This is a genomic window from Pseudobutyrivibrio sp. YE44 (genome assembly GCF_900104335.1).
Taxonomy (GTDB): Bacteria; Bacillota; Clostridia; order Lachnospirales; family Lachnospiraceae; genus Pseudobutyrivibrio.
Window position 1 is genome coordinate 19,296 of sequence record NZ_FMXT01000014.1, and the last position, 14,117, is coordinate 33,412.

Here is a 14,117-nt window from a genome sequence, read left to right on the forward strand (position 1 = left end):
CCCCATAATACACAAAGAAAAAGGATAATTATGGACGACAAAATTTTTGATAATATTCATGATGTTGACCTGAAAGAAACAATGGAAACATCCTACATCGATTATGCCATGAGTGTTATTGCCTCACGTGCACTTCCTGATGTAAGAGATGGTCTTAAGCCTGTTCAGCGTAGAGTTCTCTTCTCTATGATTGAACTTAACAATGGTCCTGACAAGCCACATAGAAAATGTGCTCGTATCGTCGGTGATACAATGGGTAAATATCACCCTCATGGTGATAGCTCAATCTACGGCGCACTTGTAAACATGGCTCAGGATTGGAACACAAGATATCCACTTGTAGATGGTCATGGAAACTTTGGTTCAGAAGATGGTGATGGTGCCGCTGCTATGCGATACACCGAGGCACGTCTTTCTAAGATTTCTATGACAATGTTCGGTATCAACTACAAGGATGAAAAATTCACTCTTGGAAAAGATATCGATATGGATGGCGTAGACTTTATGCCAAACTTTGATGAGACTGAGAAAGAGCCTACTGTTCTTCCAGCTCGTTATCCAAATCTTCTTGTTAATGGAACAACTGGTATCGCCGTTGGTATGGCTACTAATATTCCACCTCACAATCTTCGTGAAGTAATTGGTGCCGTAAACAAAATTATAGATAATCAGGTTGAAGAAGATAGAGATACTGATATTGATGAGCTTTTAAATATCGTTAAAGGACCAGACTTCCCTACAGGTGGCGTTATCCTTGGTAAAGCTGGAATCGAAGAAGCTTATAGAACAGGTCGTGCAAAGATAAGAGTTCGTGCAGTTTCAGAAATCGAGCCTATGGATAATGGTAAAAACAGAATTGTCGTTACCGAGCTTCCATACATGGTAAATAAAGCAAGACTTATCGAAAATATCGCTAAGCTTGTTAAAGATAAAAAGATTGATGGTATTACAGATCTCCGTGATGAATCATCACGTGAAGGTATCCGAGTTTGTATTGAACTTCGCCGAGATGTAAATCCTAATATTATTTTAAATCAGCTCTATAAGCATACTCAGCTTCAGGATACCTTTGGTGTTATCATGCTTGCTCTTGTTAATAACCAGCCAAAAATCCTTAGCTTAAAGGAAATGCTTAAGCATTATCTTGATCATCAGAAAGATGTTGTTACTCGTCGTACAAAGTACGAGCTCAATAAGGCTGAAGAGCGTGCCCATATTTTAGAGGGATTATTAATTGCTCTAGATAATATTGATGAAGTAATCAAGATTATCAGAAACTCAGCTGATGTAAATACTGCAAAGGCTCAGTTAATGGAACGCTTTGGATTATCAGAAGCACAGGCACAGGCTATTGTTGATATGCGTCTTCGTGCTCTTACAGGTTTGGAGCGAGACAAAATCCAGAGTGAATATGATGATTTACAAATTTTAATTGGAAAGTTGAAAGCAATACTTGGTGATGAAAAGATTCTTCTTGGAGTAATAAAGACAGAAATTACAGAAATTGCTGATAAGTACGGTGATGACCGTCGTACAAGCATTGGATTTGATGAGTACGATATCAGCATGGAGGATATGATTCCTGTTACAAATACTGTTGTTACCTTTACAAAGCTTGGTTATATCAAGCGTATGAACGAGGATAACTTCAAGGCTCAGCACAGAGGCGGTAAGGGAATTAAGGGAATGGAGACAATCGACGAGGATTACGTTACCGAAATGCTTATGATGTCTTCACATGACTATCTCCTCTTCTTCACTAATAAAGGTCGAGTATACAGAATTAAAGCATACGAGATACCAGAAAGCAGTCGAACCAGTCGAGGAATTGCAATAGTTAATATCTTACAACTTCAGCCTGATGAAAAAGTAACTGCTATGATTCCTATTGAGGATTATCATGAAGATAAATACTTATTCATGGCCACAGCTGATGGATTTGTTAAAAAGACAAAGATTACAGAATATGATAATATTCGTAAAAATGGTCTTACAGCAATTACCTTAAGAGATGATGATAAGCTCATCGAAGTAAAGCTTACAGATGGTAAAGAAGATGTAATTATGGTTACAAAGTATGGTCAAGCTATTAGATTTAGCGAGACTGAAGTACGTGCAACCGGAAGAGCTACCATGGGTGTTATTGGTATGAATCTTTCAGCTGATGATGAAATCATCGGAATGCAGCTTATTTCCCAGGGCGAAAGCCTTATGACTGTTTCTGAAAATGGTCTTGGTAAATGCACATTGATGAGTGAGTTTAATGTTATTCATCGAGGTGGTAAGGGTGTTAAGTGCTACAAGATTACTGAAAAAACAGGAAATCTTATTGGTGCAAAGGCTGTTGAAAAAGATGATGAGGTAATGCTCATTAATACAGCCGGAACTATAATTAGAATTGAAGTTTCAGGTACTGCACTCCTTAGTAGAATTACATCAGGTGTAAAATTAATCGACTTAAAGGAAAATACAAAGTTGATTAGTATTGCAAAAGTTAGAAAAAGTGATACAATACTTTCTGAAGAGGTTGAAGAATTAAATGGTGAATTAACAACCGAATCATAAAAGTGTGTAATAGCAATGGGGCTGTTATTTAGATATAGCAGCTCCTTTTATTTACAAGAAAACGCTTTAATCATTTAAAGTAGCGATAAATTAAAGCAACGATATATTAAAGTATTTACAGGAAACATTGATGAGACAGATAAGTTTTGAAACAATTGTATCTAATGTAAAAGACATGTGTATTTTAGCAAATCATTACTTAAGTAATGATATGTGTTCAGCATTAGAGGAAGCTGTAGAGAAGGAAAAGTCAGAACTTGGAAAAAAGATTCTAAATCAGCTACAAGAAAACTTAGAAATTGCTGATAAAGAACAAATTCCAATTTGCCAAGATACAGGAATGGCCGTATTTTTTGTAGAGGTTGGTCAAGAAGCTCACATAGATGGAGGTCTTCTTACTGATGCTATAAATGAAGGTGTGAGAAAAGGATATACCGAAGGCTATCTTAGAAAATCAGTAGTGGGCGACCCTATTGAAAGAATTAATACTAAAGACAATACACCAGCTGTAATTCATTACGATATTGTGGCTGGAGACAAAATAAAGATAACTCTTGCTCCAAAAGGCTTTGGCTCAGAAAACATGAGTCGTGTGTTTATGCTTAAACCAGCCGATGGAATTGAGGGAGTTAAAGAAGCTATTCTTACTGCAGTGAAGGACGCAGGTCCAAATGCATGTCCACCAATGGTGGTTGGAGTAGGAATAGGAGGAACCTTTGAAAAATCTGCTTTAATGGCAAAGCAGGCACTAACAAGAGAATTTTCAGCAAGACCAACAATTCCTTGGGTAAAGGATTTGGAGGATGAAATGCTTGAAAAGATAAATAAGCTTGGAATTGGTCCAGGCGGACTTGGTGGAAGTACTACTGCTCTAGCAGTAAATATTAATACCTACGCTACACATATTGCTGGACTTCCAGTTGCTATTAATATTTGCTGTCATGTAAATAGACACATCACGAGGGAGCTATAATGGAGCACAAAATTATTACACCAATTACAAAAGAGATTACTGCAACTCTTCATTCGGGAGATTATGTTTTTATTACTGGTGAAATCTATGTAGCCAGGGATGCCGCCCACAAGCGGATGAATGAAGCTCTTGATAAGGGAGAAGAACTTCCAATACCTATTGAAAATTCAACAATTTATTATATGGGTCCATCTCCAGCAAGGGAAGGTAGACCTATTGGTTCTGCTGGCCCTACTACTGCAAGTAGAATGGATAAGTATGCCCCAAGACTTTTAGACTTAGGGTTAAAGGCTATGATTGGAAAAGGTAAGCGTTCTCCAGAAGTAATAGACGCCATTATGAGAAACAAGGGTGTTTATTTTGCAGCAGTTGGAGGAGCTGGCGCTCTCCTATCAAAATGTATCAAATCCTCAGAAGTGATTTGTTACGATGATTTAGGTGCAGAGGCAATCAGAAAGCTTTATGTAGAGGATTTTCCAGTAATCGTTGTTATTGATTCAGATGGAAATAATCTATATGAAACTGCGATTAAAGAATTTAATAGCTTATAAAATCTAATTAATAAGGGTTTTTTAAGATAGAAAGAAATTAAAGAAAAGGAGTTTATGTTTTGGCTAAGTACATCGCAAAACGAATTTTACTGGCGATAGTGTCTATATGGATAATTACTATGATCACTTTCTTTGCTATGAACGCTATCCCAGGTGGCCCATTCAACAAAGAAAAGGCCACAGATCCAAAGGTAATCCAAGAATTGGAGGCTAGATACAACTTGGATAAGCCACTTGGAACACAATATGTTCTTTACATGAATAATCTTCTTCATGGAGATTGGGGAGTTTCACTTAAAACTGGTCGTCCTATCTGGCAGGACATGACTGCTAAGTTTTCTGTTTCAGCAAAACTCGGTGGTAGAGCGGCTATTATCGCTATAATAATTGGTATTATCCTTGGAGCTATTGCGGCACTTACTAGAAACAAATTACCAGATCGATTAATTATTTTCTTTACAACTTTAGGTACAGCTATGCCATCCTTTGTTTTAGCTACCCTTTTGTTATTGGTATTTTGTTTAAAATTAGGATGGTTCCAGGTTTATTCTGCATCGGATCCAAATTATACACTTCCAGTTATCGCACTTGCAGTGTATCCAATGGCATATATTACACGTCTTACCAAGACAAGTATGCTTGATGCTCTTAATCAGGATTATGTTAGAACAGCCAGAGCAAAGGGTGTATCAAAGATTAAGGTTATTTTCTTACATGCTCTTAGAAATGCTCTTATTCCAGTAATCACATATGTGGGACCAATGGTTGCATATATCTTAACTGGATCAATGGTAGTAGAAAACATTTTCACAATAGGTGGACTTGGTTCAACATTTGTAACCTCAATTACAAACAGAGATTACACAACAATTATGGCAGTAACAATTTTCCTTGCAATCCTTATGGTTGTTGCAAACCTTCTTACTGATATTGTTTATAAGTTCGTTGACCCAAGAATTAAGCTTGATTAGGAGGAAATTAGAAATTGGATAATAAAGAAATGAAAAAAAGCCTCCTGTCAGCTCAGGTGGATCTTTCAAAATTCAGCGCTGCTAATTTTGAAAAAGCGACAGATGAGGAAAAACGTCAGCAGGACGTTATGGGTGAGTCTACAACATTCTTTAAGGATGGTATGAGAAGACTTCGTAAAAACCCACTTGCTATGGGAAGTATTGTAGTGCTTGCACTTATTTTATTAATAATCATTATCGCACCACATTTTGTTCCATATTCTTATGATCAGATTATTGCCGTTAACGGAGTAAGAGATAAAGGTAGTGCTAACCTTGGCTTTTTCATGTATTCACAGAAAGAGCTTGATTATATGAATGAAACTGGCGAAGACCTTTTTCCACATATTTTTGGTACAGACGGTCTTGGTAGAGATTATTTCATTCGTGTTATCTATGGTACAAGAGTATCCCTTGCAGTCGGAGTTGTAGCTGCAATCATGGTTGTACTTATTGGTATCGTTTATGGTTCAATCGCAGGTTACTTTGGTGGAAAAGTCGACCTTATTATGATGAGAATTGTTGATATCATCTATTCTCTTCCAGATATGCTTATCATCATCCTTTTATCAGTAGTATTAAAGGAAAATCTTTCTGGTAAGCTTGCTGGAACAATCTTCTCATCACTTGGTGCAAATATGATATCTATGTTCATTGTATTTGGACTTTTATATTGGGTAAGTATGGCACGTCTTATCAGAGGCCAGATTCTTACAATCAAGAATAATGAGTACGTTCTTGCTGCAAGATGTATTGGTACATCAAATGCAAAGATTCTTAGAACTCATATTCTTCCAAACTGTTTATCAGTAATCATTATCACTACTGCCCTTCAGATTCCAAGTGCTATCTTCACAGAGAGTTACTTGTCATTCTTAGGACTTGGTGTTTCAGTACCACTTTCATCACTTGGTTCTCTTGCCAATGATGCTAGAGCTGGTATGCAGTCTTATCCAGAAAGACTTGTAATCCCAGCAGTTATTATTTGCTTAATCGTTCTTGCACTTAACCTCCTTGGTGATGGTCTTAGAGATGCATTCGATACAAAGCTTGATTAATTTAGGAGGTAATTATGTCAGATTCAAAATATGTACTAGAAGTCAATGACCTCCACACAAGCTTTTTCACTGACGCAGGTGAGGTCAAGGCAGTAAATGGCGTAAATTTTAAGCTTGAGCCAGGAAAGACTCTTGGAATTGTTGGAGAGTCAGGTTCAGGAAAATCAGTTACAGCATATTCAATTATGCAAATCCTTGCACAGACAGGACGAATTACAGGTGGTGAGGTTCTTTACAAGGGTGAGGACATAACAAAGTATTCAGAAAGGGAAATGCAGAAGTTTAGAGGAAGTAAATGCTCTATCATCTTCCAGGACCCTATGACAAGCTTAAACCCAGTATTTACTGTTGGTTATCAGCTTGAGGAAGCAATTATGCTTCATACAAACAAGACTCGTGCTCAGGCAAAGGAAAGAGCAATTGAGCTTTTAAGTTTAGTTGGTGTAAATGATCCAGAAAAGCGTATTAAGCAGTACCCACATGAGCATTCAGGTGGTATGAGACAGCGTGATATGATCGCAATGGCTCTTGCATGCGAGCCAGATATTCTTATTGCTGATGAGCCAACAACTGCTCTCGATGTTACAATCCAGGCTCAGATTCTTGAGCTTATGCAGGACTTACAGAAGAAGCTTGGAATGGCAATTATCATGGTTACTCATGATCTTGGTGTTATTGCTTCTATGTGTGATGAAATTATTGTAATGTATGGCGGTCGTGTATGTGAGCGTGGTACAGCAGATGATATCTTCTATCATCCTGCACATGAATATACAAAGGGCCTTCTTCGTTCTATTCCTCGTACAGATAATATGAACGAAAAGCTTGTTCCAATCGGAGGTACTCCTATCAATCTTCTTAACATGCCAGAGGGATGCGCATTCTGTCCAAGATGCGATGAGGCAATGAAGATTTGTCTTAACCAGGTACCAGAAGAACTTAGAATTAGCGACAGTCATTTAGCTAGCTGCTGGATGAATGTTAAGAAACTTTATGAGGAAAAGGAGGCATAAGATGAGTGAAGAAAAGTACCTCCTTGAGGTAGAACATTTAAAGCAGTATTTCCCAATTAAAGAGGGATTTCATACAGTACCACTTAAGGCTGTAGATGATATTTCATTTGCAATTAAGCCAGGTGAGACACTTGGTCTTGTTGGTGAATCAGGATGTGGAAAGACAACAGTAGGTCGTACTCTCCTACGTCTCTATCAGCCAACAGCAGGTAGAATCGTTTTTGATGGTGACGTTCTTTTTGATAGCGAAAAGAAAATTGATGTAAATATGCACCCATACCGTAAGCAGATGCAGATGGTATTCCAGGATCCATATTCATCACTTGATCCAAGAATGACAGTTGAGGATATCATTGGTGAACCTCTTGATGTTCATAAGCTTTATTCTTCAAAGGGTGAGCGTCGTGACAAGATTCTTTCCCTTATGGAAACAGTAGGACTTAATGCTGAGCATGCAATGCGTTATGCTCACGAGTTCTCAGGTGGACAGAGACAACGTATTGGTATTGCAAGAGCTCTTGCAGTAGATCCAAAGTTTATCGTTTGTGATGAGCCAGTATCTGCCCTTGATGTATCAATTCAGGCACAGGTAGTAAATATGTTTGAGGAGCTTCAGGAAAAGCTTGGAGTTGCATACTTATTTATCGCTCATGACTTACTTGTAGTACATCATATTTCAGACAGAATTGCCGTAATGTACTTAGGCCACATTATGGAAATTGCAGATGCTGATGATTTAAATAATAATCCAGTACATCCATATACTCTCTCACTTCTTTCTGCAGTACCTATTCCAGATCCAGAGACTGCTAGAAAGAGCCAGAGAATCATCCTTGAGGGAGATGTTCCAAGCCCTCTTAAGATGCCAAGTGGATGTCCATTCAGAACAAGATGTAGATATGCAACAGAACAGTGTGCTAAGGAAATGCCACCTCTTACAGACAGAGGAAATGGTCATTTTGTAGCTTGCTGGGAAAAGTAGTTCCACAATTTTTTGATTTTGAGCCAAGGGGCTTAGAATAAATAAAAAAATAAGGAGAAAAAAAGAATGAAAAAGAAACTTATCGCAGTTCTTCTTGTTGCTTCTATGGCAGCAAGCCTTGTAGCTTGTGGTAACAAAAACTCAGGATCTGCATCTAATGGTTCAGCAGATAGCGCTCCTGCAGAAGCTACAGCAGTCAACACAGACACAACAACACTTAGAATCAACCTTGCATCAGAGCCAGATTACCTTGATCCAGCTCTTAACTCATCAGTTGATGGTGCATGTCTTGCAGTTAACTCATTTGTAGGTCTTTACACTTATGATGAGAACAACGATTGCGTACCAGCTATCGCTGATGGTGAGCCAGAGGTATCAGAGGATGGTCTTACTTACACAATCAAGCTTAAAGAGACAAAGTGGTCTAACGGTGATGCACTTACAGCTAATGACTTTGTATATAGCTGGAATCGTGCTGTAGATGAAAAGACAGCAGCTGATTATGCTTACATGTTTGCTCCAATTGCAACAAACTCAGATGGAACACTTAAGATTGAGGCAACAGATGATTACACACTTAAGGTAGAGCTTAACGCACCATGTGCATACTTCTACGATCTTCTTGCATTCCCAACATTTATGCCAGTATTCCAGGCAGATGTAGAGAAGGCTGATCCAGATGGAACACAGCCAGGTGCATGGGCACAGGAGCCAGGCTTCGTATCAAACGGTGCATTTACACTTAAAGAGTGGAAGCACAACGAGTCTATGGTTTATGAGAAGAACCCTAACTACTACAGAGCTGACGAAGTTAAGCTTGAGAAGCTAGAATTCATGCTTTCAGCAGATGATACAGCTATCTACGCTGCATACAACTCAGGTGACATTGATTTCGCTGATACTGTACCAAACGACGAGATTCAGTCACTTCTTAACAGCCCAGAGTTCCACGTAATTGATACACTTGGAACATACTATGTTGGTTTCAATGTAAACTCAGATCTCTTCAAGGGTCTTACAGCTGATCAGGCTTGCAAGATGAGAAAGGCACTTTCACTTCTTATCGATAGACAGTACATCGTTGATACTGTAGGTCAGACAGGTCAGGTACCAGCTGATACATTCATTCCAGACGGAATGGCTGATGGTAATGGTGGAATCTTCGAAGCAGATGATTTCGGATACTATGATGCAACAACAACAGGTGCAGGTAATGTAGAAGAGGCTAAGGGTCTTCTTGAAGAGTGCGGATATTCATTCGAGTCAGACGGAAACGGCGGATACAAGATTAGCCCAGCACTTGAAGTTACATACATGACAAACTCAGGTACAGGTCACGAAGCAATTGCACAGTGCATCCAGCAGGATTGGGGCATTGTAGGTATCGATGTTAAGATTGAAACAGAAGACTGGAACGTATTCCTTGAGGATAGAAAAGCTGGTAAGTTTGATATCGCTCGTGAGGGATGGATTGCAGACTTTAACGATCCTATCAACATGCTTGAAATGTGGTTATCAACAGGTGGTAACAACGACATGCAGCTTGGTAAGGATACAAGCAACTCTTCTGCTCCTTCATGGAAGGAATACGATGAGCACATTCAGAAGATTTATGCTACAACAGACTTTGCAGAGCGTGTAAAGCTTATGCGTGAGGCAGAGGATATGCTTATGGAGACAAGTGCAGTAGTACCTATCTACTTCTACAACGATATCTATCTCCAGAAGACAAATGTAGATGGTATTTATACATCTAAGAACCAGAACAAGTACTTTATGTTTGCAGAGAAGACAGCTGAGTAATTTCCATTAATCAGAGATAATTTCATGCAAATTTTATGGAGGTGTTCTGCTCAGAACACCTCCTAAATTTTTCTTAGAAAAAAAGGTATTTTTTTGTTGACAACAGCCCTATACTCCTGTAGAATAACACTTGCGTCGAAACAAAATAAGTAATAAACCTACAACTTGGAGAAGTACTCAAGAGGCCGAAGAGGCGCCCCTGCTAAGGGTGTAGGTCGGGCAACCGGCGCGAGGGTTCAAATCCCTCCTTCTCCGTTTTACTTTTTTATAATTTGAATATGGTGCCATAGCCAAGTGGTAAGGCATGGGACTGCAACTCCCTGATCGTTGGTTCAAATCCGACTGGCACCTCTTAAATATCCCTCGACCCTAGTAATGGGGGCGAGGGATTTTTGCATAATAGGATTTATTACTAACTATCAAAATAATGTGAGAAAGGAGAAATTTGCAATGACAATTTACGACGAGTTAGTAGAGCGTGGCCTCATTGCTCAGGTAACAAATGAGGAAGAAATCAAAAAATTAATAAACGAGGGCAAGGCAACTTTCTATATCGGCTTCGATTGTACTGCAGATAGCCTTACAGCTGGTCATTTTATGGCTCTCACATTAATGAAGAGATTACAAATGGCTGGAAACAAGCCAATCGCCCTTATTGGTGGCGGTACAACCATGATTGGTGATCCATCAGGTCGTACAGATATGAGAAAGATGCTTACTAGAGAGGACATTGACCACAATGCAGAGTGCTTTAAGCGCCAGATGGAAAGATTCATCGATTTTTCAGATGATAAGGCTCTTATGGTTAACAATGCTGATTGGTTACTTGACCTTAACTATGTAGACCTTCTTAGAGAAGTTGGTGCATGTTTTTCAGTTAACAACATGCTTCGTGCAGAGTGCTACAAGCAGCGTATGGAAAAGGGTCTTTCTTTCCTTGAGTTCAACTACATGATTATGCAGTCTTATGACTTCTATTACATGTTCCAGAAATACAACTGTAACCTTGAGTTCGGTGGTGATGACCAGTGGTCTAACATGCTTGGTGGTACAGAGCTTATCAGACGTAAGCTTGGTAAGGATGCTCACGCTATGACTATTACTCTTCTTACAGATTCACAGGGTAAGAAGATGGGTAAGACAGCAGGAAATGCTGTATGGCTTGATGCCAACAAGACAACACCATTCGAGTTCTACCAGTACTGGAGAAATGTTGGAGATGCAGATGTTCTTAAGTGCATCCGTATGCTTACATTCCTTCCTATTGAGCAGATTAAGGAAATGGATAGCTGGGAAGGTGCTCAGCTTAATGAAGCAAAGGATATCCTCGCATATGAGCTTACACAGATGGTTCATGGTACAGAGGAAGCTGATAAGGCTCGTGAAGCATCAAAGGCTCTTTTTGCAGGAGGAGCAAATTCTGAGAACGTACCATGCCACACTCTTTCAGATGAAGATTTCAGAGATGGCAAGGTAGATATCCTTCAGGTATTGGTTTCATCTGGTCTTACAGCTAGCCGTGCAGAGGCAAGACGTGCTGTACAGCAGGGTGGCGTTTCAGTAAATGGTGAAAAGGTTTCAGATCCATTTACAGCTTATGAAAAGTCAGCTTTTGCTGAGGAATTCCTTCTTAAGAAGGGTAAAAAGTCTTTCTGCAAGATTGAAGCATAACAGAATTTAGAAATCTTAATATAAAATAGACACATAAAATGTGTATACTAGTGCCAAAGTTTAAAGCTTTGGCACTTTTTACGTATATGGAGGCAAATATGGAAGCTATAATAGAAAGCTCACGAGTGTTTTATTTTGATTGGGAATTAAATCTTTTACACTGGTTTCAAAGTATACATAATGATTTTTTGGATTTCATCGTTCCCCAAATAACATTCCTTGGAAATGCTGGATGGTTTTGGATAGTAATTACTATCCTATTAATTGTTTTACCTTTAAATAGAAAGCTAGGATTTCAAGCTGCCATTTCAATTATACTAACAGTATTAGTATGTAATGTTATTCTTAAACCAATGGTAATGCGATGTCGTCCATGCTGGTTGGAACAAGATGTGCAGATGCTTGTAAAGGTACCACATGATTTTTCATTTCCATCAGGCCATTCAAATATTAGCTTTGCTGTAGCAACAGCAATATTTACAAGAAACAAGAAGTTTGGCATACCAGCCATAATTCTTGCGGGATGTATAGCCATAAGTCGATTATATGTGTTTGTTCATTGGCCAACAGACGTTATAGTTGGAACTTTAATAGGTGTATCTGGTGGAATAGTCAGCTATTTTATAATCAACGCTTTGTATACAAAGTTTGGAAGGAAAGTTGACATATAATAAATAATCTAGTAAATTGATTACATCTTCGTGAGGGAGTAGCAAGCGTGTATACGTTGTTTGTCAACAGACTCGGTGATTAAACCTGGCAAACATTAAATAGTGAGACTCACGTGCATTGATTCTATAAGTGAATCTTGCACGTGGGTTTTTTATTATATATACGTAATTTTCTGGCAGAATTACTACTCTTCTCTCTTGTTCCAATCAAATGTATAAGGAGTTACCAAATGAGTAATCTTGATATTTTTCTTCTAGGAATAGGTCTTTCTATGGATGCTTTCGCAGTTGCAATATGTAAAGGATTGGCGATGAGAAAGGTAAACAAAAGACAAATGTTTGTCATTGCCTTATTCTTTGGAGGATTTCAAGCATTAATGCCTTTGATAGGATGGGCGCTTGGAACAACCTTCGCAAAGAAAATAGTTGCTTTTGACCACTGGATTGCATTTATTCTTCTGTTATATGTCGGAGGAAAAATGATTGTGGATGCAATTAGAGAGTGGAAAGAAAAAGATGTGGTTGAAGAAATGGATCCACCTCTTGATTATAAAGAGCTTACTCTTCTAGCAATTGCCACTAGCATTGATGCATTAGCTTGTGGAGTAACCTTTTCATTCTACGAAAATTTTAATATTATTAAAGCAATAACAATAATTGGAGTTACAACCTTTGTTATATCTTCAGGTGGTGTTTATGTGGGTAACATCTTTGGAGATAAATTTAAGGCTAAGGCACAATTGGCAGGAGGAATTATTCTTGTATTCCTCGGAGTAAAGATACTTCTTGAACATACTATGGGAATATCTTTTGGATTTTAGGAGGTCGTGATGACAGCATTTTTTCAAACAATACCAGGAGCATTAATTTTACTTGTAGCAGGCTTTATATTTCTTATTAAGGGAGCAGATTTCTTTGTAGAGGGCGCATCAGCTGTAGCAAAGAAGCTTCATGTACCAGCACTCGTTATTGGAATGACTATTGTGGCTATGGGTACTTCTCTCCCAGAACTTTCTGTATCAGTTACAGCTTCTATGGCAGGAAGTAATCAGCTTGCCATCGGAAATGTAGTTGGATCAAATATTTTCAACCTTATGGTTGTTTTAGGAAGCTGTGCTCTCTTCTCTGTTTTAGAGGTTGGTGAAGATACTATCAAGAAGGATTTTCCTTTTTCTATGATATGCACAGTTGCCCTTGTAGGTATGGGATTATTAGGAAAAGAGCTTGGACATATTGATGGAGGAATTCTTCTAGTAGCCTTTGTGATTTTCCTTTTATCAATGCTTTCTGCAGCAAAGAAATCTAGAAAAGAAGCAGCTCACGAAGCTGAGGTTGATGTTGAAAAGGAAATTGTAAATATTCCTACTTGGTTATGCATTATCTATATTATCGGTGGTGCTGTAGCAATTAAGTTTGGTGGTGACTGGGTTGTAGATTCTTGTACTACTCTCGCACTTAAATTTGGTATGTCTGAGACATTAGTAGGTCTTACAATTGTAGCACTTGGAACATCCCTTCCAGAGTTGGTTACATCAGTTGTTGCAGCTAAAAAGAACGAGCTTGATATGGCAATTGGAAATGTTGTTGGATCAAATATATTTAATATCTTACTAATACTTGGTGCAGCAGCTGCTATCTCGCCAATACCATTTAAAACTGTAAACGCTATTGATGCGTTAATTCTTCTTGCATTCTCAGTAATAGTATGGCTTATGTGTTTTGTTAAGAAGAATCTTGGTAGATTACAGGGTGTAATTATGCTTGCCCTTTATGTAGGATATTTAGCTTATATAATTATTCGAGATGGAGGCATTGCTTAA

At 38.4% G+C, this 14,117-nt stretch carries 12 protein-coding genes and 2 tRNA genes; all 14 read left to right on the forward strand.

All coding sequences use genetic code 11. The features are described 5' to 3' along the window. The first annotated feature begins 30 nt into the window (after positions 1 to 30). The 14 genes from gyrA to BLR54_RS13375 all read left to right on the forward strand — a co-directional run bounded on the left by gyrA (position 31) and on the right by BLR54_RS13375 (position 14,117). Complete coding sequence (gene gyrA / locus BLR54_RS13310; RefSeq protein WP_090421888.1) at positions 31 to 2,565, forward strand: DNA gyrase subunit A; 2,535 nt, start codon at positions 31 to 33, stop codon at positions 2,563 to 2,565. Positions 2,566 to 2,695: 130 nt separating this feature from the next. Then, a complete protein-coding gene (locus tag BLR54_RS13315) occupies positions 2,696 to 3,538 on the forward strand; it encodes a fumarate hydratase (protein ID WP_176761954.1) in 843 nt (280 codons plus the stop codon). Further along, the gene (locus BLR54_RS13320) at positions 3,538 to 4,089 is read left to right on the forward strand and encodes a Fe-S-containing hydro-lyase (protein ID WP_090421892.1); all 552 of its coding nucleotides are present in this window, start codon (positions 3,538 to 3,540) and stop codon (positions 4,087 to 4,089) included. The genes BLR54_RS13315 and BLR54_RS13320 overlap by 1 nt, the downstream gene beginning before the upstream one ends. Before the next feature lie 59 nt (positions 4,090 to 4,148). Continuing rightward, positions 4,149 to 5,060: an ABC transporter permease gene (locus tag BLR54_RS13325; protein WP_090421894.1), complete on the forward strand. Its 912-nt coding sequence runs from the start codon at positions 4,149 to 4,151 to the stop codon at positions 5,058 to 5,060. Positions 5,061 to 5,089: 29 nt separating this feature from the next. Then, positions 5,090 to 6,157, forward strand: coding sequence for an ABC transporter permease (locus BLR54_RS13330; protein WP_090421945.1), 1,068 nt, complete (start codon positions 5,090 to 5,092; stop codon positions 6,155 to 6,157). Positions 6,158 to 6,171: 14 nt separating this feature from the next. After that, a complete protein-coding gene (locus tag BLR54_RS13335; RefSeq protein WP_090421896.1) occupies positions 6,172 to 7,170 on the forward strand; it encodes an ABC transporter ATP-binding protein in 999 nt (332 codons plus the stop codon). Position 7,171: 1 nt separating this feature from the next. Continuing rightward, on the forward strand, positions 7,172 to 8,152 hold the full coding sequence (locus BLR54_RS13340) for an ABC transporter ATP-binding protein (protein WP_090421898.1): 981 nt from the start codon (positions 7,172 to 7,174) through the stop codon (positions 8,150 to 8,152). A 66-nt stretch (positions 8,153 to 8,218) separates the two neighbouring features. Next, positions 8,219 to 9,955, forward strand: a complete 1,737-nt coding sequence (locus BLR54_RS13345; RefSeq protein ID WP_090421900.1) for a peptide ABC transporter substrate-binding protein — start codon at positions 8,219 to 8,221, stop codon at positions 9,953 to 9,955. Between the two features lie 167 nt (positions 9,956 to 10,122). Then, positions 10,123 to 10,210, forward strand: a tRNA-Ser gene (locus BLR54_RS13350). Between the two features lie 25 nt (positions 10,211 to 10,235). Continuing rightward, positions 10,236 to 10,306 (forward strand) — tRNA-Cys (locus tag BLR54_RS13355). Between the two features lie 99 nt (positions 10,307 to 10,405). Continuing rightward, positions 10,406 to 11,626, forward strand: coding sequence for a tyrosine--tRNA ligase (gene tyrS / locus BLR54_RS13360; protein ID WP_090421902.1), 1,221 nt, complete (start codon positions 10,406 to 10,408; stop codon positions 11,624 to 11,626). A gap of 98 nt (positions 11,627 to 11,724) precedes the next feature. Continuing rightward, positions 11,725 to 12,297 (forward strand): phosphatase PAP2 family protein, encoded by a 573-nt coding sequence (locus tag BLR54_RS13365; protein ID WP_090421904.1) that lies wholly within the window; start codon positions 11,725 to 11,727, stop codon positions 12,295 to 12,297. A 230-nt stretch (positions 12,298 to 12,527) separates the two neighbouring features. Further along, positions 12,528 to 13,118 carry a manganese efflux pump MntP gene (locus BLR54_RS13370; protein ID WP_090421906.1) on the forward strand — a complete coding sequence of 197 codons (591 nt, stop codon included), beginning with the start codon at positions 12,528 to 12,530 and terminating at the stop codon, positions 13,116 to 13,118. A gap of 9 nt (positions 13,119 to 13,127) precedes the next feature. Further along, complete coding sequence (locus BLR54_RS13375; protein WP_090421908.1) at positions 13,128 to 14,117, forward strand: calcium/sodium antiporter; 990 nt, start codon at positions 13,128 to 13,130, stop codon at positions 14,115 to 14,117.